The 22,863-nt window shown below is 60.8% G+C and carries 25 protein-coding genes; 11 read left to right on the top strand and 14 right to left on the bottom strand.

Annotated elements, in window-relative coordinates:
- The first annotated feature begins 12 nt into the window (after positions 1–12).
- The gene (gene clpA, locus E1K68_RS16990) at positions 13–2,283 is read left to right on the top strand and encodes an ATP-dependent Clp protease ATP-binding subunit ClpA (RefSeq protein WP_003192090.1); all 2,271 of its coding nucleotides are present in this window, start codon (positions 13–15) and stop codon (positions 2,281–2,283) included.
- A 245-nt stretch (positions 2,284–2,528) separates the two neighbouring features.
- On the opposite strand, the gene infA is transcribed toward clpA, so the two are convergent.
- The 3 genes from infA to aat all read right to left on the bottom strand — a co-directional run bounded on the left by infA (position 2,529) and on the right by aat (position 4,292).
- Positions 2,529–2,747, bottom strand: coding sequence for a translation initiation factor IF-1 (infA, locus tag E1K68_RS16985; RefSeq protein ID WP_002553999.1), 219 nt, complete (start codon positions 2,745–2,747; stop codon positions 2,529–2,531).
- 100 nt (positions 2,748–2,847) lie between these two features.
- Positions 2,848–3,555, bottom strand: coding sequence for an arginyltransferase (locus E1K68_RS16980; protein WP_044274593.1), 708 nt, complete (start codon positions 3,553–3,555; stop codon positions 2,848–2,850).
- Positions 3,556–3,611: 56 nt separating this feature from the next.
- Entirely contained in the window at positions 3,612–4,292 is a 681-nt protein-coding gene (gene aat, locus E1K68_RS16975) for a leucyl/phenylalanyl-tRNA--protein transferase (RefSeq protein WP_212614456.1), read from the bottom strand.
- Positions 4,293–4,768: 476 nt separating this feature from the next.
- Here aat and ftsK point away from each other — a divergent pair, with 476 nt between their 5' ends.
- The 6 genes from ftsK to cysG are packed head-to-tail and all read left to right on the top strand — an operon-like array spanning position 4,769 to position 12,270.
- Positions 4,769–7,177: a DNA translocase FtsK gene (ftsK, locus tag E1K68_RS16970; protein WP_003192084.1), complete on the top strand. Its 2,409-nt coding sequence runs from the start codon at positions 4,769–4,771 to the stop codon at positions 7,175–7,177.
- Between the two features lie 54 nt (positions 7,178–7,231).
- Positions 7,232–7,855: an outer membrane lipoprotein chaperone LolA gene (gene lolA / locus E1K68_RS16965; protein WP_003174700.1), complete on the top strand. Its 624-nt coding sequence runs from the start codon at positions 7,232–7,234 to the stop codon at positions 7,853–7,855.
- Between the two features lie 27 nt (positions 7,856–7,882).
- The gene (locus tag E1K68_RS16960) at positions 7,883–9,208 is read left to right on the top strand and encodes a replication-associated recombination protein A (protein WP_003192082.1); all 1,326 of its coding nucleotides are present in this window, start codon (positions 7,883–7,885) and stop codon (positions 9,206–9,208) included.
- A complete protein-coding gene (crcB, locus tag E1K68_RS16955) occupies positions 9,205–9,579 on the top strand; it encodes a fluoride efflux transporter CrcB (protein WP_003192080.1) in 375 nt (124 codons plus the stop codon). Before E1K68_RS16960 ends, crcB begins: the two co-directional genes overlap by 4 nt.
- 15 nt (positions 9,580–9,594) lie before the next feature.
- Positions 9,595–10,875 (top strand): serine--tRNA ligase, encoded by a 1,281-nt coding sequence (gene serS, locus E1K68_RS16950; protein ID WP_047711147.1) that lies wholly within the window; start codon positions 9,595–9,597, stop codon positions 10,873–10,875.
- On the top strand, positions 10,876–12,270 hold the full coding sequence (cysG, locus tag E1K68_RS16945) for a siroheme synthase CysG (protein WP_003192077.1): 1,395 nt from the start codon (positions 10,876–10,878) through the stop codon (positions 12,268–12,270).
- 123 nt (positions 12,271–12,393) lie between these two features.
- Here the strand turns inward: cysG and E1K68_RS16940 are convergent, their stop codons facing one another.
- The 6 genes from E1K68_RS16940 to tusD all read right to left on the bottom strand — a co-directional run bounded on the left by E1K68_RS16940 (position 12,394) and on the right by tusD (position 15,830).
- The gene (locus E1K68_RS16940; protein WP_034134537.1) at positions 12,394–13,389 is read right to left on the bottom strand and encodes a glutathione S-transferase family protein; all 996 of its coding nucleotides are present in this window, start codon (positions 13,387–13,389) and stop codon (positions 12,394–12,396) included.
- A gap of 88 nt (positions 13,390–13,477) precedes the next feature.
- Positions 13,478–14,479 carry a glycosyl transferase family protein gene (locus E1K68_RS16935; protein ID WP_003192074.1) on the bottom strand — a complete coding sequence of 334 codons (1,002 nt, stop codon included), beginning with the start codon at positions 14,477–14,479 and terminating at the stop codon, positions 13,478–13,480.
- On the bottom strand, positions 14,476–14,811 hold the full coding sequence (locus E1K68_RS16930; protein ID WP_003192072.1) for a TusE/DsrC/DsvC family sulfur relay protein: 336 nt from the start codon (positions 14,809–14,811) through the stop codon (positions 14,476–14,478). Before E1K68_RS16930 ends, E1K68_RS16935 begins: the two co-directional genes overlap by 4 nt.
- A complete protein-coding gene (gene tusB, locus E1K68_RS16925) occupies positions 14,808–15,086 on the bottom strand; it encodes a sulfurtransferase complex subunit TusB (protein ID WP_003192071.1) in 279 nt (92 codons plus the stop codon). Before tusB ends, E1K68_RS16930 begins: the two co-directional genes overlap by 4 nt.
- On the bottom strand, positions 15,086–15,436 hold the full coding sequence (tusC, locus tag E1K68_RS16920; RefSeq protein WP_212614455.1) for a sulfurtransferase complex subunit TusC: 351 nt from the start codon (positions 15,434–15,436) through the stop codon (positions 15,086–15,088). The genes tusB and tusC overlap by 1 nt, the downstream gene beginning before the upstream one ends.
- 1 nt (position 15,437) lies before the next feature.
- On the bottom strand, positions 15,438–15,830 hold the full coding sequence (gene tusD, locus E1K68_RS16915; RefSeq protein ID WP_212614454.1) for a sulfurtransferase complex subunit TusD: 393 nt from the start codon (positions 15,828–15,830) through the stop codon (positions 15,438–15,440).
- Positions 15,831–15,987: 157 nt separating this feature from the next.
- Between tusD and E1K68_RS16910 the strand changes: the two genes are divergently transcribed.
- The gene (locus tag E1K68_RS16910) at positions 15,988–17,163 is read left to right on the top strand and encodes a CaiB/BaiF CoA-transferase family protein (protein WP_212614453.1); all 1,176 of its coding nucleotides are present in this window, start codon (positions 15,988–15,990) and stop codon (positions 17,161–17,163) included.
- 94 nt (positions 17,164–17,257) lie between these two features.
- On the opposite strand, the gene E1K68_RS16905 is transcribed toward E1K68_RS16910, so the two are convergent.
- Together E1K68_RS16905 and E1K68_RS16900 are read right to left on the bottom strand one after the other, a co-directional pair.
- Entirely contained in the window at positions 17,258–17,752 is a 495-nt protein-coding gene (locus E1K68_RS16905) for a SprT family zinc-dependent metalloprotease (protein ID WP_003192067.1), read from the bottom strand.
- Between the two features lie 128 nt (positions 17,753–17,880).
- Positions 17,881–18,483: a Yip1 family protein gene (locus E1K68_RS16900; protein WP_003192065.1), complete on the bottom strand. Its 603-nt coding sequence runs from the start codon at positions 18,481–18,483 to the stop codon at positions 17,881–17,883.
- Positions 18,484–18,845: 362 nt separating this feature from the next.
- Here E1K68_RS16900 and ttcA point away from each other — a divergent pair, with 362 nt between their 5' ends.
- On the top strand, positions 18,846–19,670 hold the full coding sequence (gene ttcA / locus E1K68_RS16895) for a tRNA 2-thiocytidine(32) synthetase TtcA (protein ID WP_003192064.1): 825 nt from the start codon (positions 18,846–18,848) through the stop codon (positions 19,668–19,670).
- 67 nt (positions 19,671–19,737) lie between these two features.
- Positions 19,738–20,409, top strand: a complete 672-nt coding sequence (locus tag E1K68_RS16890; protein ID WP_034127867.1) for a DNA-3-methyladenine glycosylase I — start codon at positions 19,738–19,740, stop codon at positions 20,407–20,409.
- Between the two features lie 123 nt (positions 20,410–20,532).
- Here the strand turns inward: E1K68_RS16890 and E1K68_RS16885 are convergent, their stop codons facing one another.
- The 3 genes from E1K68_RS16885 to arsC are packed head-to-tail and all read right to left on the bottom strand — an operon-like array spanning position 20,533 to position 21,885.
- Positions 20,533–20,937, bottom strand: coding sequence for a DUF2069 domain-containing protein (locus E1K68_RS16885; protein WP_003192061.1), 405 nt, complete (start codon positions 20,935–20,937; stop codon positions 20,533–20,535).
- A complete protein-coding gene (gene wrbA / locus E1K68_RS16880) occupies positions 20,921–21,535 on the bottom strand; it encodes an NAD(P)H:quinone oxidoreductase (protein ID WP_014718885.1) in 615 nt (204 codons plus the stop codon). The genes E1K68_RS16885 and wrbA overlap by 17 nt, the downstream gene beginning before the upstream one ends.
- Positions 21,532–21,885 carry an arsenate reductase (glutaredoxin) gene (gene arsC, locus E1K68_RS16875; protein ID WP_003192059.1) on the bottom strand — a complete coding sequence of 118 codons (354 nt, stop codon included), beginning with the start codon at positions 21,883–21,885 and terminating at the stop codon, positions 21,532–21,534. The genes wrbA and arsC overlap by 4 nt, the downstream gene beginning before the upstream one ends.
- Positions 21,886–22,000: 115 nt before the next feature.
- Here arsC and E1K68_RS16870 point away from each other — a divergent pair, with 115 nt between their 5' ends.
- A complete protein-coding gene (locus E1K68_RS16870; protein WP_137204383.1) occupies positions 22,001–22,462 on the top strand; it encodes a TlpA disulfide reductase family protein in 462 nt (153 codons plus the stop codon).
- Positions 22,463–22,863: the final 401 nt, after the last annotated feature.

The following is a 22,863-nucleotide window of genomic DNA, read 5'->3' as shown; positions in this document are numbered from 1 at the left end:
TGAGGTGAAGCTATGTTAAACCGCGAGCTCGAAGTCACCCTCAATCTTGCCTTCAAGGAGGCTCGTTCGAAGCGTCATGAATTCATGACCGTCGAACACCTTTTGCTGGCACTTTTGGATAACGAAGCTGCCGCCACCGTTCTACGTGCGTGCGGCGCCAACCTTGACAAGCTCAAGCATGACCTGCAGGAGTTTATCGACTCCACCACGCCACTGATCCCCGTGCATGACGAGGACCGCGAAACCCAGCCAACCCTGGGCTTCCAGCGGGTATTGCAGCGTGCTGTGTTCCACGTACAGAGCTCCGGTAAGCGTGAGGTCACAGGCGCGAATGTACTTGTGGCAATTTTCAGCGAACAGGAAAGCCAGGCCGTGTTTCTGCTCAAGCAGCAGAGCGTTGCCCGTATTGATGTGGTCAACTACATCGCCCACGGTATCTCCAAGGTGCCTGGGCACGGCGATCATTCCGAGGGTGAGCAGGACATGCAGGACGAGGAGGGCGGCGAGTCTTCTTCTTCCAGCAACCCGCTGGATGCCTATGCAAGTAACCTCAATGAAATGGCGCGCCAGGGGCGGATCGATCCGCTAGTGGGGCGTGAGCATGAGGTTGAGCGTGTAGCGCAGATCCTGGCGCGTCGTCGCAAGAACAACCCATTGCTGGTGGGCGAGGCGGGCGTGGGTAAAACCGCGATTGCCGAAGGCCTGGCCAAGCGCATTGTCGACAACCAGGTGCCAGACCTGCTGGCCAGCAGTGTCGTCTACTCCCTTGACCTGGGCGCGTTGCTCGCCGGGACCAAGTACCGTGGCGATTTCGAGAAGCGCTTCAAGGCGTTGCTCGGCGAGCTGAAAAAACGCCCGCAGGCCATCCTGTTCATCGACGAGATCCATACCATCATTGGCGCCGGTGCGGCTTCCGGTGGGGTGATGGACGCTTCCAACCTGCTCAAGCCACTGCTGTCCTCCGGTGATATCCGCTGCATTGGTTCGACCACGTTCCAGGAATTTCGCGGCATCTTCGAGAAAGACCGCGCCCTGGCGCGTCGCTTCCAGAAAGTTGACGTGTCCGAGCCCTCGGTTGAAGACACCATCGGCATCCTGCGCGGGCTCAAGGGGCGTTTTGAAGCGCACCATGGCATCGAGTACACCGATGAGGCCCTGCGTGCGGCGGCTGAGCTGGCGTCGCGCTACATCAACGACCGGCACATGCCAGACAAAGCCATCGATGTGATCGACGAGGCGGGTGCCTACCAGCGCCTGCAGCCGGTCGAGAAGCGCGTGAAGCGCATCGACGTGCCTCAGGTCGAGGACATCGTGGCCAAGATCGCGCGGATTCCGCCAAAACACGTCACCAGTTCCGACAAGGAGTTGCTGCGTAACCTGGAGCGCGACCTCAAGCTCACCGTGTTTGGTCAGGATGCGGCCATCGACTCGCTGTCCACGGCGATCAAGTTGTCCCGTGCGGGCCTCAAGTCGCCGGACAAGCCAGTCGGTTCGTTCCTGTTCGCAGGCCCGACCGGCGTCGGCAAGACCGAGGCGGCTCGCCAGTTGGCCAAGGCCATGGGCATCGAGCTGGTGCGTTTCGACATGTCCGAGTACATGGAGCGCCACACGGTGTCGCGTTTGATCGGCGCGCCTCCGGGCTATGTCGGCTTCGATCAGGGCGGCCTGTTGACCGAGGCGATCACCAAGCAGCCACACTGCGTATTGCTGCTCGACGAAATCGAAAAGGCTCACCCGGAAGTCTTCAACCTGCTGTTGCAGGTCATGGACCACGGCACCCTGACCGACAACAACGGGCGCAAGGCAGACTTCCGCAACGTGATCGTGATCATGACCACCAACGCCGGTGCTGAAACCGCGGCGCGTGCTTCGATCGGCTTTACGCATCAGGATCACTCGTCTGATGCCATGGAAGTGATCAAGAAGAGCTTCACGCCGGAGTTCCGCAACCGCCTGGACACCATTATCCAGTTTGGTCGCCTCAGCCATGAGGTCATCAAAAGCGTGGTGGACAAGTTCCTCACCGAGCTTCAAGCGCAGTTGGAAGACAAGCGCGTGCAGCTGGATGTGACGGAAGCGGCCCGCAGTTGGATCGCAGAGGGCGGCTACGATGCGGCAATGGGCGCACGCCCAATGGCGCGTCTGATCCAGGACAAGATCAAGCGGCCATTGGCCGAAGAGATCCTGTTCGGCGAACTCTCCGACCATGGCGGCGTGGTGCACATCGACCTGAAGGACGGCGAGCTGACCTTCGAGTTCGAGACCACGGCGGAAATGGCCTGATCGTTAGCTGCAACATTGCAAAAGGCGCCGAAAGGCGCCTTTTTGCTGTGTGCAATACGATTTACGAAGTAATGACGTTCAACTGTGGGAGCTGGCTTGCCTGCGATGGCGGTCCTTCAATAGCGCATCTATATCTGACCCGCCGCCATCGCAGGCAAGCCAGCTCCCACAGAGTCAAGTGGTGACTGTTAAATCCTGCGCACACAAAAACGCCCGGCATAACCGGGCGTTTTGTATTGACTTGCTTAGCGAGCGCGGTAAGTGATGCGCCCTTTGCTCAAGTCATAGGGCGTCAGCTCGACGCGCACTTTGTCACCGGTAAGAATACGAATGTAGTTCTTGCGCATCTTGCCGGAGATATGCGCGGTTACGACGTGCCCATTTTCCAACTCCACACGAAACATGGTGTTGGGCAGGGTGTCGACGACAGTGCCTTCCATTTCGAAGCTGTCTTCTTTCGACATGCAGTAAAGCCCTCGGTATCCAGTGAATGGCCCGGTGCAACTGCGCCAGGCAAAAGCGGCGTGCATTGTGCCCGAAAAAGGGTGTTCAAGCCAAGGGGTTCTAGTTAAGCGTGACCCATCTTTGATTAATCAGCAGCTCAATCGGCCGATATTGAGTCTTATAGTTCATCTTTTTGCAGTTCTTGATCCAGTATCCGAGGTACACCGCTTCCAGCTCCAGGCGCAGCGCTTCGCCTATTTGCCACAGGATGGCGAAACGCCCGAGGCTGCGGCGTTCTTCGGTCGGTTCGTAGAAGGTGTACACCGCCGAGAGGCCATTGGGCAGCAGGTCGGTCACCGCCACGGCCAGCAGGCGGCCGTCGAGGCGGAACTCGTAGAAGCGCGAAAAGGGCAGGTCACGCACCAGGAACGTGGAAAACTGGTCGCGGCTGGGCGGAAACATATCGCCGTCGGCGTGGCGTTGTTCGATGTAGCGTTGGTAGAGATCGAAATATTCTTCGCTGTATTGAGGTTTAGTGGCGTGTACGGTCAAGTCGGCGTTGCGCTTGAGAATACGTTTCTGGTTACGGTCGGGCGAAAATTGAGCCACCGGGATGCGCGCAGGCACACACGCATTGCAATTCTGGCAATGGGGGCGGTACAGGTGATCGCCGCTGCGCCGAAAGCCCATCTCGGACAGGTCGGCATACACATGCACGTCCATTGGCTGGCTGGGATCGAGGAACAGCGTGGTGGCCTGCTCGTCGGGCAGATAGCTGCATGAGTGGGCTTGAGTGGCATAGAACTTCAAGCGCGCCAGCTCGGTCATGATCAACCCTCGGGATAAGCTTTGAAATAAGTGTAAGCCACGTGTGCGAAAGTCGCCTAGGAAACCCACGGCCCAGCGTTGGGTTGGTCCAGATGTTTGTGCAGGAAGTCGGCGAAGACGCTGCGCGGTATGCCGCGGGCACCCAGGCTGTGCAGGTGATCGTTGGGCATCTGGCAGTCGATCAGCACAAACCCCCAGGCTTGCAGTTGCCGGGTCAATGTGGCGAAACCGAATTTGGAGGCGTTGTCGGCGCGGCTGAACATGGACTCGCCAAAAAACAGCTGCCCCATCGCCAGGCCATACAGGCCGCCCACCAGTTCGCCCTGGTCCCAGACCTCGACGGAATGCGCGTAGCCTCGCTGGTGCAGCTCAAGGTAGGCCTGCTGGATGCCTTCGGTGATCCAGGTGCCATCGGCGTAGGCGCGGGGCGCGGCGCAGGCTTGGATGACGGCGGCGAAATCCTGGTCGAAGGTCACGGTATAGCGCTGCTGGCGCAATAATTTGCCCAGGCTGCGGGAAACATGCAGCTCGTCGGGGAATATCACTGTGCGCGGGTCGGGTGACCACCAGAGGATAGGTTGGCCTTCGGAGAACCAGGGGAAGCAGCCATGGCGGTAGGCCTGGATCAATCGTTCGGCCGACAGGTCGCCACCGGCGGCGAGCAGGCCGTTGGGGTCGCGCATGGCCTTGGCCAGGGGAGGGAACGTCAGGGTGTCGCGTTGTAACCAGGTCAGCATGGCATCCAGGCTTACGGTAGGGGAGGGGAGTGGCAGGTCATTCACCTGCGCCGCAAGCGTTGATTATTGACGACCCGGCGCCACGGGGCCAGCCCGAATAGGCTATTGACGTGGATTAGCATGAGCGGGTGTTTCTGCAACTCTATACACAGGGTGTGGTCGTAATCGGGTCTGGCACATGCCGGCCATTTGCCAAGCTTGCCTGGATTGCTAAATACAGCTCATAAGCCTTTGTCAGCAAAGACAATGCGTGCTCAAATTGTCCGCGCAGTCAGGTGAAGGGCAAGTGTGTGGCATCACGCACGCAAACCCGTACAATGCGGCCATTGTGGCGTTATCGCCATTTCACCTATCCGTCACCTGATGTTAAAAGTAGATTCAGCAACATTCGTTCATTTTTCAGCTGCTCCGGATAGAGCAGTCGTGTGTAGTCATTCAACAGATGGACGCGCTAAAGGCGCAGGAATAGACCCGTTTTGAAGAAATCCGCCGCAGCACCTAAAGCAGCAGTCGTACCGGCCTGGCGCCAGCACCTGCATTACCGACTCAAGGAAGGCGCACTGATTGCCATCGGTGCGCTGTGCCTGTTCCTGATGATGGCCTTGCTCACCTATGGCAAGGACGATCCGGGCTGGAGCCATAACAGCAAGATCGATGACGTGCAGAATTTCGGCGGCCCGGTAGGTTCCTACAGCGCCGATATCCTCTTCATGATCCTGGGTTACTTCGCCTACATTTTCCCGCTGTTGCTGGCTATCAAGACCTGGCAGATCTTCCGCCAGCGTCACGAGCCGTGGCAGTGGAGCGGCTGGCTGTTTTCCTGGCGCCTGATCGGCCTGGTGTTCCTGGTGCTGTCGGGCGCGGCGCTGGCGCATATCCACTTCCATGCACCGACCGGCTTGCCGGCGGGCGCAGGCGGGGCTCTGGGCGAAAGCCTTGGCGACCTGGCGCGCAGAACCCTGAATATCCAGGGCAGCACGTTGATGTTCATCGCGCTGTTCCTGTTCGGCCTCACGGTATTCACCGACCTGTCATGGTTCAAGGTGATGGACGTGACCGGCAAGATCACCCTCGACCTGTTCGAATTGTTCCAGGGCGCCGCCAACCGCTGGTGGGCCGCCCGTGTCGAGCGCAAGCAAATGGTGGCGCAGCTGCGTGAGGTTGACACCCGTGTCAACGAGGTGGTGGCTCCAAGCACGCCGGATCGACGCGAGCAAGCCAAGGTCAAGGAGCGCTTGATCGAGCGCGAGCAGGCCCTGAGCAAGCACATGTCGGACCGTGAAAAGCAGGTGCCGCCCGTGATCGCCCCGGCACCGCCCAAGGCGCCGGAGCCCAGCCATCGCGTGCAAAAAGAGAAGCAGGCACCGTTGTTTATCGACAGCGCCGTCGAAGGCACCTTGCCGCCGATCTCGATTCTGGACCCGGCCGAAAAGAAACAACTCAACTATTCCCCGGAATCCCTGGCGGCCGTGGGCCACCTGCTGGAAATCAAGCTCAAGGAATTCGGCGTCGAAGTGTCGGTGGACTCGATCCATCCTGGCCCGGTGATTACCCGTTACGAAATCCAGCCGGCCGCCGGGGTAAAAGTCAGCCGCATTTCCAACCTGGCCAAAGACTTGGCGCGTTCCCTGGCCGTGACCAGCGTGCGTGTGGTGGAAGTGATCCCGGGCAAGACCACCGTGGGTATCGAGATCCCCAACGAAGACCGGCAGATCGTGCGCTTCTCCGAAGTGCTGTCGACCCCTGAATACGACAACTTCAAATCGCCGGTCACCCTGGCACTCGGCCATGACATCGGCGGCAAGCCGGTGATTACCGACCTGGCGAAAATGCCGCACCTGCTGGTAGCCGGTACTACCGGTTCCGGTAAGTCGGTGGGTGTGAACGCCATGATCCTGTCGATCCTGTTCAAGTCCGGGCCGGATGACGCCAAGCTGATCATGATCGACCCGAAGATGTTGGAACTGTCGATCTACGAAGGCATCCCGCACCTGCTATGCCCGGTGGTCACCGACATGAAGGACGCCGCCAACGCTCTGCGCTGGAGCGTTGCCGAGATGGAGCGCCGCTACAAGCTGATGGCGAAGATGGGCGTGCGTAACCTGTCGGGCTTCAACGCCAAGGTCAAGGAAGCCCAGGACGCCGGCACACCGCTGACCGACCCGCTGTACAAGCGCGAAAGCATTCACGATGAAGCACCGCTGCTGACCAAGCTGCCGACTATCGTGGTGGTGGTCGATGAATTTGCCGACATGATGATGATCGTCGGCAAGAAGGTTGAAGAGCTGATCGCCCGTATTGCCCAGAAGGCGCGGGCGGCGGGTATCCACTTGATCCTTGCGACCCAGCGGCCGTCGGTGGACGTGATCACCGGCCTGATCAAGGCCAACATTCCGACGCGCATGGCGTTCCAGGTCTCCAGCAAGATCGACTCGCGCACCATCATCGACCAGGGTGGCGCCGAGCAACTGCTGGGCCACGGTGACATGCTCTACATGCCGCCGGGCACCAGCCTGCCGATTCGCGTTCACGGTGCCTTTGTTTCCGATGACGAAGTCCACCGTGTGGTCGAAGCCTGGAAACTGCGTGGCGCGCCGGAATATAACGACGACATTCTCGCTGGCGTGGAAGAGGCCGGCAGCGGCTTCGACGGTGGCAGCAGCGGTGGCGACGATGATGCTGAAACCGACGCACTCTACGACGAAGCCGTGGCCTTCGTACTGGAAAGCCGCCGCGCCTCGATTTCGGCGGTGCAGCGCAAGCTGAAAATCGGCTACAACCGCGCCGCCCGCATGATCGAAGCCATGGAAATGGCCGGCGTCGTGACCGCAATGAACACCAATGGCTCGCGTGAAGTCATCGCCCCCGGGCAGATGCGCGACTGATTCCGCGCCGCGTGGCAACACGCGGCGTGCCCTGACTACTCAATGAGGACTCCCATGCGCTTTATCCGCATGCTGTTGTTGCCGGCCCTGGCCCTGACCGCTGTTTCGGCTCACGCTGACCCGGCTTCCGTCGCCAGCCTGAAGAACCTGTTGGACAAATCCCAGACCCTCACCGCGCGCTTCTCCCAGCTGACCCTGGATGCCGGCGGCACCCAGTTGCAGGAAACCGCCGGTGAAATGGCCGTGCAGCGCCCAGGGCTGTTCTACTGGCATACCGAAGGCAAGGCGGAGCAGACCATCGTTTCCGACGGCCAGAAAGTCACGCTGTGGGACCCGGACCTGGAACAGGCCACCATCAAGAAGCTCGATCCGCGCCTGAACCAGACCCCGGCGCTGCTGTTGTCGGGTGATGTGTCGAAAATCAACGACAGCTTCGACATCACCTCCAAGCAGACCAGCAACGTCATCGAGTTCACCCTCAAGCCAAAATCCAAGGACACGCTGTTTGACACGCTGTCCCTGTCGTTCGGCAACGGCGTGATCAACAACATGCGCCTGGTCGACAGCGTCGGCCAGCGCACCGATATCCTGTTCTCCGGGGTCAAGGCTAACCAGCCGGTGCCCGCGTCCAAGTTCAAGTTCGACATCCCCAAGGGTGCCGACGTGATCCAGGAATAAACTGCCCAGAGGTTTCAAACGCTGCCCATGGATCTGTTTCGAAGTGACCCGATTGCCCAGCCATTGGCCGCGCGCTTGCGTTCGACCAATCTGGATGAGTACGTCGGTCAGGAACACCTGCTCGCTCGGGGCAAGCCCTTGCGTGAAGCCCTGGAGCAGGGTGCGCTGCATTCGATGATTTTCTGGGGCCCGCCGGGCGTGGGCAAGACCACCCTGGCGCGGTTGCTGGCGAAAGTCTCGGATGCGCACTTTGAAACGGTCTCGGCGGTGCTCGCCGGGGTCAAGGAGATCCGCCAGGCGGTGGAAGTCGCCAAGCAGCAGGCCGGGCAGTACGGCAAGCGCACTATCCTGTTCGTCGACGAAGTGCATCGCTTCAACAAGTCGCAGCAGGATGCGTTCCTGCCCTACGTCGAGGACGGTACGCTGATCTTTATCGGCGCCACCACCGAAAACCCGTCCTTTGAATTGAACAACGCCTTGTTATCACGGGCGCGGGTCTATGTGCTCAAGAGCCTGGATGAAGCGGCGATGCGAAAGCTGCTGCACCGTGCCTTGAGCGAAGACAAGGGCCTGGGCAAGCGCCAGCTGAGCCTCAGCGATGAAGGCTTCAAGATTTTACTGACCGCCGCCGATGGTGACGGGCGTCGCTTTCTCAACCTGCTGGAGAACGCCTCCGACCTGGCCGAAGACGGTGGCGAGATTGGCGTCGACCTGTTGCAAAGCCTGCTCGGTGACACACGCAGGCGTTTCGACAAGGGCGGCGAAGCCTTCTATGACCAGATTTCCGCGCTGCACAAGTCTGTACGCGGCTCCAACCCTGACGGCGCGCTGTACTGGTTTGCGCGCATGATCGATGGCGGTTGCGACCCGCTGTACCTGGCGCGTCGTGTAGTGCGCATGGCCAGCGAAGACATCGGCAATGCCGACCCGCGCGCCCTGAGCCTGTGCCTGGCCGCCTGGGAGGTGCAGGAGCGCCTGGGCAGCCCGGAAGGCGAGCTGGCGGTGGCCCAGGCCATCACCTACCTGGCCTGCGCGCCGAAAAGCAACGCGGTGTACATGGGCTTCAAGTCGGCCCTGCGTGCGGCCGCCGAACATGGCTCCCTCGAAGTGCCGCTGCACCTGCGCAACGCGCCGACCAAGTTGATGAAGCAACTGGGGTATGGCGACGAATACCGTTATGCCCACGATGAGCCGGACGCCTATGCGGCCGGCGAAGACTACTTCCCCGATGAGCTTGAACCGCAGCCGTTCTATCAGCCAGTGCCCCGTGGCCTGGAGCTGAAGATCGGTGAGAAGCTCAATCATCTGGCCGCCCTCGACCGTCTGAGCCCCCGGCAGCGGAGAAAATCATGATTCCTTTGGTGGTCGCCGTCTCGGCCGGAGGTATCGCCGGTACACTGCTGCGCTTTGCTACCGGCAATTGGATCAATGCCAATTGGCCGAAACACTTCTATACGGCGACGCTCGCCGTTAATATCGTGGGCTGCCTGTTGATCGGCGTGTTATACGGCCTGTTTTTGTTACGCCCGGAAGTGCCTGTCGAGGTACGTGCCGGCCTGATGGTTGGCTTTCTTGGCGGCCTGACGACTTTTTCATCCTTTTCACTGGATACCGTGCGCCTGCTGGAAAGCGGGCAAGTGCCGCTGGCGATTGGCTATGCGGCCATCAGCGTATTCGGCGGGCTGCTCGCCACCTGGGCTGGCCTGTCCTTGACCAAACTTTGATAACGAGAGACCGACATGCTCGATTCCAAACTGTTACGTAGCAACCTTCAGGACGTAGCGGACCGCCTGGCATCCCGTGGCTTTGCCTTGGATGTTGCGCGCATCGAAGCGCTGGAAGAACAGCGCAAGACCGTCCAGACCCGCACCGAAGCACTGCAGGCTGAACGTAATGCGCGCTCCAAGTCCATCGGCCAGGCCAAGCAGCGCGGCGAAGATATCGCGCCGTTGATGGCGGATGTCGAGCGCATGGGCACTGAGCTGTCCGACGGCAAAATCGAGCTGGAAGGCATTCAGACCCAGTTGGATTCGATCCTGCTGGGCATTCCGAACCTGCCCCACGAATCCGTCCCGGTCGGCGAAGACGAAGACGGCAACGTCGAAGTGCGCCGCTGGGGCACGCCGAAAACCTTCGATTTCGAGATCAAGGACCACGTCGCCCTGGGCGAATTGACCGGTGGCCTGGATTTTGAAACCGCGGCAAAAATGTCCGGCGCACGCTTTGCCTTGCTGCGCGGCCCGATTGCGCGCATGCACCGTGCCCTGGCGCAGTTCATGATCAACCTGCACACCGGCGAACACGGTTACGAGGAAGCCTACACCCCGTACTTGGTTCAGGCGCCGGCGTTGATGGGCACCAGCCAACTGCCGAAATTCGAAGAAGACCTGTTCAAGATCAGCCGCGACGGCGAAGCCGACCTGTACCTGATCCCGACGGCCGAAGTGTCGCTGACCAATATCGTCGCCGGCGAAATCCTCGACGCCAAGCAACTGCCGTTGAAGCTGGTGGCCCACAGCCCGTGCTTCCGTAGCGAAGCCGGCGCGTCGGGGCGCGATACCCGTGGCATGATCCGCCAGCATCAGTTCGACAAGGTTGAGATGGTGCAAGTAGTAGAGCCGTCGACCTCCATGGACGCCCTGGAAGGCCTGACTGCCAACGCCGAGCGCGTGTTGCAGCTGTTGGAGCTGCCTTACCGTGTACTGGCCCTGTGTACGGGCGACATGGGCTTCAGCGCCGTGAAAACCTACGACCTGGAAGTGTGGGTGCCGAGCCAGGACAAATACCGCGAGATTTCGTCGTGCTCCAACTGCGGTGACTTCCAGGCCCGTCGCATGCAGGCGCGTTTCCGCAACCCGGAAACCGGCAAGCCGGAGCTGGTGCACACCCTCAACGGTTCGGGCCTGGCCGTAGGCCGTACCCTGGTGGCCGTGCTGGAAAACTACCAGCAGGCCGACGGTTCGATCCGTGTACCTGAGGTGCTCAAGCCGTACATGGCGGGCGTTGAGGTCATCCGCTAAATGGAATTTCTGCCGCTGTTTCATAACCTGCGCGGCAGTCGTGTGTTGGTCGTCGGTGGTGGGGAGATTGCCTTGCGCAAATCCCGACTGCTGGCCGACGCCGGCGCGGTGTTGCGGGTGGTTGCTCCCCAGATCGAAAGCCAGCTGCGTGAGCTGGTGCTGGGCAGTGGCGGGGAATTGATGTTGCGCGGTTATCAGGAGGCCGACCTGGACGGTTGCACCCTGATTATCGCGGCCACCGACGATGAGCCACTGAATGCGCAGGTGTCCAGTGATGCCAAGCGTCGCTGCGTGCCGGTCAATGTGGTGGACGCGCCAGCGTTGTGCAGCGTGATCTTCCCGGCGATTGTCGACCGTTCACCCTTGGTGATTGCCGTCTCCAGCGGTGGTGACGCGCCGGTACTGGCTCGCCTGATCCGTGCCAAGCTGGAAACCTGGATACCTTCCACCTACGGCCAACTGGCCGGTTTGGCGGCGCGTTTTCGCGCCCAGGTCAAAGGTTTGTACCCGGATGTGCAGCAGCGTCGCGCGTTCTGGGAAGAAGTGTTCCAGGGCCCGATTGCCGACCGCCAGTTGGCCGGGCAGGGCGAGGAGGCCGAGCGCCTGTTGATCGAAAAGGTCAATGGCGCGCCGCCTTATGCGCCCGGCGAGGTGTACTTGGTGGGCGCGGGCCCAGGTGACCCGGATTTGCTGACCTTCCGTGCACTGCGCCTGATGCAGCAAGCCGATGTGGTGCTGTACGACCGTTTGGTGGCGCCGGCGATTTTGGAACTGTGCCGTCGTGATGCCGAGCGCGTGTACGTCGGTAAGCGTCGCGCCGATCACGCCGTGCCCCAGGACCAGATCAACCAGCAACTGGTCGACCTGGCCAAACAAGGCAAGCGCGTGCTGCGCCTTAAAGGTGGCGATCCGTTCATCTTTGGCCGTGGTGGCGAAGAGATTGAGGAATTAGCGGCCCACGGCATCCCGTTCCAGGTGGTGCCGGGTATCACGGCAGCCAGTGGTTGCGCGGCTTATGCCGGGATTCCGCTGACGCATCGCGACTATGCCCAATCGGTGCGCTTCATCACCGGCCACCTGAAGAACAATACCTCGGATCTGCCCTGGCAGGACCTGGTCGGGCCGTCGCAGACCCTGGTGTTCTACATGGGCCTGATTGGCTTGCCGATTATTTGCGAGCAGTTGATCAAGCACGGGCGTGCAGCCGATACCCCAGCGGCGTTGATCCAGCAGGGCACCACGTCCAACCAGCGCGTGTTCACCGGCACCCTGGCCGACCTGCCGCGCATGGTGGCGGAGCATGAAGTGCACGCGCCGACATTGGTGATCGTGGGTGAGGTGGTGGTACTGCGTGAAAAGCTCAAGTGGTTCGAGGGCGCCCAGTCCCAGGTCTGAACGACTGATCCTCTGTAGGAGCGAGCTTGCTCGCGAAAAACTCAAGGACGCCAAGGGCTACCTGATAGCTGCGTTATCGTTGGCGTTCTTCGCGAGCAAGCTCGCTCCTACAGGCGGTTTATGTCAGCTCCATACACCTTTGCCGTGCAATGCATGGCGATCATGCTCGGTATCAAACCCCTGCAACGGCCCCTTCGGCACAATCCCCGTCGGGTTGATCGTGCGATGGCTGGCATAGTAATGCCCCTTGATATGCTCGAAATCCACCGTCTCGGCCACCCCTGGCCACTGATACATCTCCCTTAGCCAGTTCGACAAATTCGCATAGTCGGCAATCCGCCGCAGGTTGCATTTGAAGTGGCTGTAATACACCGCATCAAAACGAATCAGCGTGGTGAACAGCCGCACATCGGCTTCGGTCAGGTACTCGCCGGCCAAATAACGATGGCTGCCCAGGTGCTGTTCCAGATGATCCAATTCGGCAAACACATCATCAAACGCGCTTTCATACGCCTGTTGTGAGGTGGCGAAGCCTGCGCGGTACACGCCGTTGTTGACGGCGGGGTAGATGCGTTCGTTGAGGGCGTCGATGGTCGGGCGTAGGGCTTGGGGGTAGAAATCCAGGGTATTGCCGGTCAGCTCATTGAACGCACTGTTAAACATGCGGATGATCTCCGCCGATTCATTGCTGACGATGCGCTTGAGCTTTTTGTCCCACAGCACCGGCACGGTGACGCGCCCGGTGTAGTCGGCGGTATCGGCGGTGTAGCGTTGGTGCATGAAGTTGAAATCGTCCAGTTTGTCGCCGCTGGAGCCGTGGGCCTGGTCGAAGGTCCAGCCGTTTTCCAGCATCAGCCAACTGACCACCGAGACGTCGATCAGGCTTTCCAGGCCCTTGAGCTTGCGCAGGATCAAGGTGCGGTGCGCCCACGGGCAGGCGAGAGACACATAGAGGTGATAGCGACCGGCCTCGGCCTTGAAGCCGCCTTCGCCGCTCGGGCCTGGCGCGCCATCGGCGGTCACCCAGTTGCGGCGTTGCGCCTGTTCCCGTTGGAAAGCGCCGTCTGCGCTACTTTCGTACCACTGGTCTTTCCATTGTCCTTCGATCAATAAACCCATGACTGGCTCCTTGGCTGATAAGCGTTGGAGCCCAGTCTAAAGAGATGAGTTCGAACTAAAAGCGCAAAGAACCGGCGTGAATGATCGATTAAATCGATTTGTCCCGCGCGTCCCAGTACTGCTGGGCCAATTCGAACGCCTGTTGCCGTGGGTGGCCAAGGCCGCGCAGGGCCAACGCCATGGTGGCGATCAACGCCAGTTGTGGGTAGCTGTCTTCAGCGTCGCCGCGCCACAGCGCTTTGAGGTGCTCGGGCTCAAGCGTTGCCGGCTTGACGTGGCGCTGGTCGGAGAGGGCGGGCCACTCTTCGTCCCAACTCTGGCCGCCAGTGGTGCCGTACAAGTGACTCAGGGTGTCGGGGTTGATCTCGATCTCACCGCCGTCGCCCTTGACCACAATCACGTTGTCACCCAGCAGGCCGCTGGCATCACGATGCACGCCCTGGTAACCGGGGTGGAAAATGCTTTGCAGGCCACAGCGGGCATTCAGTGGGTTGAGCAGGCGCGCCAAGGAATGGATAGGCGAACGCAGGCCCAGGGTGTTACGCAGGTCGATCATGCGTTGCAACTGTGGCGCCCAATCACCCAGCGGGATAAACGCCAGGTTGCCGTGGGCAAAGGCGCTCTCGACCTGTTGCCAATCGCGGCACAGCGGGATGTTCAAGCTGTCCAGCAATTGTTCGGTGTACAAGCGCCCCGCGGTGTGGGCGCCGCCGCCGTGCATCAGGATGCGCACGCCGTTCTGTGCCAGGCATTTGGCTGCCAGCAGGAACCACGGCAGGTGGCGCTTTTTACCGGCGTAGGTCGGCCAGTCGATATCGACGTTCAACGCTGGCGCGTGCAGGCGCTCACGGACCGCTTCGGTGAAACCGGCGAGTTCTTCCGGGCTTTCTTCCTTGTGGCGCAGCAGCATCAGGAAGGCGCCGAGCTGGGTGTCCTCGACCTTTTCATCGAGCAGCATGCCCATGGCTTCCCGCGCTTCCTCGCGGGTGAGGTTGCGCGCGCCACGCTTGCCTTTGCCGAGGATGCGCACGAATTGTGCAAAGGGATGCTCTTGGGGCGTTACGAGAGTCAGGGGGGCAAAGTCGGTCATAAGCAATTCGTCGGCCTGGGCAGGCCCGCCAGCTTGGCGGCGAGTTTGGCGGGAGTGCCGTTGAACAATCTGTTGAGGTGCAGGCTGTTGCCCTTTTCCGGGCCAAGCTTCAAGGCGGTGTACTTGATCAGCGGGCGCGTGGCGGGAGACAACTGGAATTCGGCGTAGAACTGGCGCAGCAGGTCGAGGATTTCCCGGTGATCCGGGGTCAGCTCGATGGCTTCGGCGGTGGCAAGGGCATGCGCCACTTCATCGGACCAGTCGTTGAGGTCGACGAGGTAGCCGTCCTTATCCAGTTCCAGGGTGCGTGCGCCTACGGTCAGGGTGTTCATAGCCAGGTGTTGACCTTGTCGTAGTCGATCGACAACTGCACGAAGCCTGGGTAATCGACGCTGTCAGCCCAGTCGGGCAGCGGCAGGTTACGCGCCTGCATGTCTTCGGCCAGCACAAACACCTTTACGCCTCTGGTTTGCAGGGCGGGCGTGTGCAGGCCGTAGGCTCCGTCACCACACAAGAGGATTGCGTCTTCGGCGCCACAGAGGCGCAGGCAGCTGTCGAGGCGGCTGTCAGTAAACGGGGAATGAGACACCACATGTAGAGTCGACATCAGAGGGTAATCACCTGGTCGTAACGGTCAATCAACTGGGAAATGGCTTGGCTGTCGAGCGCCTGCGCATTGGCGGGCGGCGGCAGCCCGCGTGCGGACAGGCTGTGGTCGCAGGCGAACACGTCGTCAATGCCGAACAGAGCCAGGGCCTGCAGATTGGCACTCAGGTCTTTCTGTTGCACGGCTTTGGCAGCTTGGTTCGGCGCCAGTTGGAACACACCGTCATCCAGGAACAGCAGGCCAATGGGCAGATCGAAAGCGCCACCGGCCAGCACGATATCCAGCGCTTCCCGCGCACTCGGCCCGGACCACGGGGCCTGGCGGCTGATCACCAATAAGGATTTGGACATGTCACGGCCCTCCAAAACAGATCAGGCGGTCGGCGTCCTGGATCGCGTCATGCAATTGCCCCAGGCCCGACAACGCCCAGGGTGCTTCCAGGTTGACCGCGCTGCGTTGATAGCGCGCAGCTTCCTCGGCATTCAGCACACCCCGGCGCAGGGCGGCGGCGATGCACACCACGCCGTCGAGTTGGTGCTGGCTGACAAGCTCGCGCCATTGGCGCGCAATGTCTTGCTCATCCTGGGGCGCGACAATGTTGTTGGACGCGCTGTACACGCCGTCCTGGTAGAAAAACAGCCGCACAATCTCGTGCCCGCCGGCCAGCGCTGCCTGGGCGAACAACAGGGCGCGGCGCGAAGAGGGCGCGTGGGCGGCGCTATACAGTGCAATCGCGAACTTCATGGAAGACTCTGCCAACAAACGTCGGCCAATGATAAAGCCGCCGCCGCGAAAAAGCCCGCCGTGATCAAAACGGTCACTGTGGTTGATCGTTCTGACGATTGCCGGCAGGCGCCCGGCTGCCTAGTCTGTGGGTATTCGCAACCCAACTGGAGTCTCTATGTCAGGTCCCTTGGCGTCCCTCAAAGTGTTGGATTTTTCCACCTTGCTGCCCGGCCCGTTTGCCTCCTTGATGCTGGCGGACATGGGCGCCGAGGTGCTGCGCATCGAATCGCCCACGCGGATGGACCTGTTGCGTGTGTTGCCGCCCCATGATCGTGGCACCTCGGCCAGCCACGCCTACCTCAACCGCAACAAACGCAGCCTGGCCCTGGACCTCAAGCAGGCCGAGGCGCTGGAGATCGTGCGTGAGTTGGTCAAGGGCTATGACATCTTGCTCGAACAGTTCCGCCCCGACGTCATGGAGCGTCTGGGCCTGGGCTATGAGGCGCTGAAGGCGATCAACCCGCGGCTGATCTACGTGTCGATCACCGGCTACGGTCAGACCGGCCCCTATAAGGACCGCGCCGGGCACGATATCAACTACCTGGCGTTGGCCGGCGTGGCCAGCCATACCGGGCGCCAGGACACCGGCCCATTACCGCTGGGCGTACAACTGGCGGATGTGGCGGGCGGTTCGCTGCATGCCGTGGTGGGCTTGCTGGCGGCGGTGATTGCCAGGCAGCAAAGCGGGGTGGGGCAATACCTGGATGTGAGCATGACCGATTGCTCGTTCAGCCTGAACGCCATGGCTGGGGCCGGTTACCTGGCTTGCGGGGTCGAGCCTGGGTGGGAGAACCATGTGCTCAATGGCGGGAGTTTCTACGACTACTACCGCACACGCGATGGGCGCTGGATGTCGGTGGGCAGTCTGGAGCCGGGGTTTATGCAGCAGCTGTGCGAGGCATTGGGGCGGCCGGAACTGGCGGCACACAGCGTGACGCCCGAACGCCAGGCCGTGCTCAAACAGGCGTTGCAGGTGGAGTTCGAGAAGCGCAGTTTTGACCAGTTGTGTGAGTTGTTTGCCGGGGTGGATGCGTGTGTGGAGCCGGTGTTGAGTTTGAGTGAGGCGGTGGAGCATCCACAGGTGAAGGCGCGGGAGCTGGTCAGCCAGGTGCCCCGGGGGGATGGCTCGACACAAGCGCAATTGGCCTGCCCGCTGAAGTTCTCCGAGGGTTTACCAGCGCCCAGGCATATTGGGGTGGCGGTGGGGGCGCACAGTGATGAGGTGTTGGTGGAGTTGGGGATCAGTGCTCAGCGGATAGATGAATTGCGCCAGGCCAAGGTTGTAGGTTGACTGAGCGGGCGCTTTCGCAGGCAAGCCAGCTCCCACATTTTGGATTGCGCTCACAGATCCAAATGTGGGAGCTGGCTTGCCTGCGATGAGGCCCTCATTCCACCCGAGTTTCCCCGGTGAACACCAAGGTCTGCCGACACCGCCGACACAAATACCGCCGCCCCTGATTCACCAGCCCATGGCGCTGCGGTGAAAACGGAAAATCACTGTCCGCACACGGGCAGCGGTAAATATAGCGAGTCACCTGTCGGCGCTTGACCTCGTAGGTATGGCAACGGTCGGGCGGCAGTTCGTAAACCCCGCGCATGATCAACTGCCATTCCTCGCCATGAGGCTGGATACGCTCGCCAAACAACTGGTGGGCAATCAGGTGCGCCACTTCGTGGGCCACGGTTTGCTTGAGAAAGTGTTGGCTGTTTTCACGGTACAACTGAGGGTTGAAGCGCAGCAGGTTCTCGTGCAAATGCGCGACACCGGCTTTCTGGCCCCGCAGCTTGAGGCTGACCTGGGGGCGTTTGAAGCTTCGTTTGAAAAAGGATTCGGCTTGCAGGAAACAATCTTCGACGCGGGTATTGAGTTGCTCGGGCATGCTGTACATATCTCCAGAGACGCCCAGTATGCCGCAAAGCTGGGTGTTTCCGAATCTGTCAGGCGCCGAATGGTCATGCATAACGCACAAAGCCACCTTGCGGTGGCCTTGCCTGCGGTTTTTTTCGGTCAACTGGTGTAGATCGGCCCGACGCCCAGGCCCCAGACGATCACGGTAAAGGCCATGATCGCCACTAGCACCACCAGGCCGACGGCCAATACCGAACTGGAGAACAGGAAGCCTTCATCCGGGTCGATACTCATGAAGGTCGGCAGCCCTACATACAACAGGTACACCGTGTAGCAGATCGCCGCCGTGCCCACCACCATGCCCAGCCACATATGCGGGTAGAGCGCCGCCAGCCCGCCGATAAACAACGGTGTGGCAGTGTAAGTGGCAAACGCCACGCAGCGGGCCATGCTTGGGCTGGCGTCGTAGGTGCGGGCCATCCAGTGAATGAATGCGCCCATCACCGCCACGCCGCACAGCATGGCCGCGTAAGACATGAGGGTCATCCACAGCGCGCTTTCCTGGGTCAGCATCACCGGGGCGCGGTTGCCGATGACCCAGCCGACCTGGGTGGTACCAATAAAGGCGGAAATGGCGGGGATCGCCGCGAGAATCAGGGTATGAGTGAGGTACATGTGGCCGATGCTTTCTTCTTTATCGCCACGGATTTCCCGCCATTCCTGGTCGGGATGGGTAAACAGCCCCACGACGTGATGGATCATGCCAGTCACTCCTGTCGTTATTACCATCGCCCCCCATCGGAGCGCCCACGGGCCAAATGGCCTGAAAGGTCTGGATAGATGTGCGACCTCAAGTCGCAGTATAGGAAGGGATGACCGGAATAACCGTAGGGCCTTTAGAGCAAATTGCGCTGTAAACACGGGCGCTAATCGCGGTGCGGTCTGTCAGGGCTCATGCGATCCAGTGTGGGGGCGGGCTTGCCTGCGATGGCGGCCTGTCAGGACCGCAGGTGTTGACTGGCACACCGCTATCGCAGGCAAGCCAGCTCCCACATTGGAACTCCGTCAGTCTTGCCGGTAAAATGCTGCGCTTTTCGTCACACACCTTTGCGGATCCAAGCGCCATGGGCACTCTTACAGTCAACCAGAACAAACTGCAAAAACGCCTGCGTCGCCTGGCCGGTGAAGCAGTCGCCGATTTCAACATGATCGAGGACGGCGACAAGGTCATGGTCTGCCTCTCCGGCGGCAAAGACAGCTACACCATGCTCGACGTGTTGCTGCACCTGCAAAAGGTCGCACCGATCAAGTTCGAGATCGTGGCGGTCAACATGGACCAGAAGCAACCCGGTTTCCCCGAGCATGTGCTGCCGGCCTACCTGAAAGAACTGGGCGTCGAGTACCACATCGTCGAGAAAGACACTTACTCGGTGGTCAAGGAACTGATCCCGGAAGGCAAGACCACCTGCTCACTGTGCTCGCGCCTGCGCCGTGGCACGCTCTACACCTTTGCCGATGAGATCGGCGCGACCAAGATGGCCCTGGGTCATCACCGCGATGACATCGTCGAGACCTTCTTCCTCAATATGTTCTTCAACGGCTCGCTCAAGGCCATGCCGCCCAAGCTGCGTGCCGATGACGGGCGCAACGTGGTGATCCGCCCGCTGGCGTATTGCAACGAGAAGGACATCCAGGCTTACTCCGACTTCAAGCAATTCCCGATCATTCCGTGCAATCTGTGCGGCTCCCAGGAAAACCTGCAGCGCCAGGTGGTCAAGGACATGCTGGTGGATTGGGAGCGCAAGACCCCAGGGCGTACCGAAAGTATCTTCCGCAGCCTGCAAAACGTGATCCCGTCACAATTGGCCGACCGCAACCTGTTCGACTTCACCAGCCTGAAAATCGACGAGACCGCCGCATCGCGTTTCGTCAATGTAGTGAACCTCTGAGCCTTCCCAAGGCTCTAGTACACGGCGCTTGCGAGCGCCGTTTTCAATTCGACTGACAGGAGAGGGCATGCGCGATTACAAGTGGCTGCACGAATATTGTCTGAACCGCTTCGGTTCGGCGGCCAAGCTGGAAGCCCATCTGCCGGTGCCCAAGACCCCGGCGCAATTGCGCAAGATCACGGATGACCGTTACCTGTCGACCTTGGCGCTGCGAGTGTTCCGCGCCGGTTTGAAGCACAGCGTGGTCGATGCCAAATGGCCGGCGTTCGAGCAGGTATTCTTCGGCTTCGACCCGGAAAAAGTCGTGCTGATGGGCGCCGAGCACCTGGAACGGCTGATGCAGGACACCCGCATCATCCGCCACCTGGGCAAGCTCAAGAGTGTGCCGCGCAATGCGCAGATGATCCTGGATATCGAGCAGGAAAAAGGCAGCTTCGGCGCATTTATCGCCGATTGGCCGGTGACTGATATTGTCGGGCTGTGGAAGTACCTGAGCAAGCATGGCCACCAGCTGGGCGGGCTGTCGGCGCCGCGCTTTTTGCGCATGGTCGGCAAGGACACCTTTGTGCCAAGCGATGACGTGGTGGCGGCGCTGAATGCGCAGAAGATCGTCGACAAGGCCCCGACCAGCCTGCGCGATTTGGCGACGGTGCAGGGTGCCTTCAACCAGTGGCACGCCGAGAGTGGGCGGCCGATGTGTCAGCTGTCGATGATGTTGGCCTACACCGTCAACCATTGATACTGATCGTTCCCACGCTCCGCGTGGGAATGCATCCTGTGACGCTCCGCGTCACCCTTGCACTAGGCCCGGGACGCAGAGCGTCCTGGGCAGCATTCCCACGCGGAGCGTGGGAACGATCAGTCAATCGGCCAGTCGCCGGTTCAACTGATGCCGCCAACGCACATACAGCAACGCCGTGCAAAACACCGCCAGGCTAGCGAGCATTTCCAGCACCCCAAACCACTGGCGGTTCGGGTCATACGCGGCCAGCGCGCCCTTGATGAAATACAGGTTCACCACAAAACACATCCACGAATGCCCGCGTGCGCTGCCCATCAGCATGCCTGGCGCGAGTATCAGCAGCGGCACCAGTTCGATCAGCAGGATGACCCACGGGCGCGCCCCATGCAGGTCGGCGACAAACAGGTAATAGCCACACAGCAAGCCCACCAGGCCCAAAAACGCCAGCAGGCTCAGCGCGCGTGCCACCTTGACCCGCGGCTCCAGCCACTCCCGTGGCGGCAGGACCTTAGGCTTCCTGGCCACGGCCGTTCTCCAGCAGCGTGGCGGTCTTGGCCAGGCGCAGGCCCAGGGCCCGGCACAGGGTTATTTCATGTTGGTCGAGCATGCGCTTGCCGTCTGGCCCGGAATGGTGGCTGGCGCCATACGGCGTGCCGCCGCCCTGGGTGTCGAGCAGGGCCTGTTCGCTGTAGGGCAGGCCGGTGATCAGCATGCCGTGGTGCAGCAGCGGCAGCAGCATCGACATCAGCGTGGTTTCCTGGCCGCCATGCAGGCTGGCGGTGGAGGTGAACACGCCGGCTGGCTTGCCCACCAACGCGCCGGTGAGCCACAGGTTGCTGGTGCCATCGAGGAAGTACTTGAGCGGCGCGGCCATGTTGCCGAACCGGGTCGGGCTGCCCAGGGCCAGGCCCGAGCAGTGCTTCAGGTCGTCCAGGCTGGCATACAGCGCACCCTCGTCGGGAATGCTCGGCGCCACCGCTTCGCACTCGGTGGAAATCGCCGGCACCGTGCGCAACCGTGCTTCCATGCCGCCTTGCTCGATACCCCGGGCAATCTGCCGAGCCATCTCGCTCACCGAGCCGTTGCGGCTGTAATACAACACCAGCACATAGGGCGTAGTCACGGCAGGATCTCCAGCACGTTCTCGGGCGGGCGGCCAATGATGGCTTTGTCGGCAGTTTCCAGGATAGGACGCTCCATCAGCTTGGGATGGGCGGCGATAGCGGCGATCAGTTGCGCTTCGCTCAAGCTGGCGTCGGCCAGGTTCAGGGTTTTGTATTCGTCCTCACCGGTGCGCAGCAGTTGGCGCGCGCTAATGCCAAGTTTTTTCAGCAGGGCCTTGATTTGCGCGGCATTCAGCGGGGTTTCCAGGTAGCGCACCACGGTCGGGGTGAGGCCGCGGGCTTCAAGCAGTTCCAGCGCACCGCGCGATTTCGAGCAGCGCGGGTTGTGATAAAGCGTCAGATCGGTCATGTGCGGGTCGCATCTTGCGTAATGTGGCGGGTATTCTACCTGCGCTGGCGCCTGTCCTTAAACCGTAAGAGGCGATAGGCCGCAGCCAACGTTCATTTTTGCGAAGGAATACCCCATGACAAGGCGACTGATCGGTGCATTGGCGATCATCACAACCCTGCTGCTCAGCGGCTGCGGTAACGATTACGGCGTTGACCAATATGGCCAGAAAGTGGCGGCCGAACGCTTGGACAAACAGTGGCTGGTGGTCAACTACTGGGCCGAATGGTGTGGCCCGTGCCGCACGGAAATCCCTGAGCTCAATGCCCTGGCAGAACAGTTGAAAGGCCAGAATGTCGGGGTGTTCGGCGTCAACTTCGATAATGTGCAGGGTGAAGAACTGAAGGCCGCCACCGACAAGCTGGGGATCAAGTTCACGGTGCTGGCCCAGAACCCGGACGGGATCTTCGAGATTCCGCGCAGCGAGGCCTTGCCGGTGACCTACATCATCGACGACAAGGGCAAGGTGCGTGAGCAGTTGATGGGTGAGCAGACGGCGGAAGGGGTGTTGGCCAAGCTCAAGGCCTTGAAAGGCTAAAACTGTGGGAGCTTGCTCCCGTGACGACCGGATAGCCGACGCTGTTCTAACTGACGCACCGCGATCCAAATGTGGGAGCTGGCTTGCCTGCGAAGACGGCCTGACAGCCTACCGGGATGTTGGATTTGACCGCGTACATATCCGTTATGTAGGTAACGGCAACCTAGGGTTCCGCCCTGACGGCGGCTCACTTTTGAAAAGCGCAAAAGTAAGCAAAACGCTCTTGCCCCACCACTCGGCACCTCGCTTAGGCTCGGTGTGCCCGTAATCCGCCAGTGATTTGGGGGGCCGCCGCCACGCGCCATCCATGGCGCGGGGCGGCTAAACCGGCATCCCTGCCGGTTTACCCCCCAAATCCCTGTCGAATTCCGGCCAGCGTGGTTTAACGGGGCGCCTGAGAT

The sequence above is a fragment of the Pseudomonas sp. B2021 genome (genome assembly GCF_018135665.1).
Lineage (GTDB): Bacteria > Pseudomonadota > Gammaproteobacteria > Pseudomonadales > Pseudomonadaceae > Aquipseudomonas > Aquipseudomonas lactis.
Note: the sequence above shows the minus strand (reverse complement) of the source record. Positions and strands in the feature narration are given on the sequence as shown.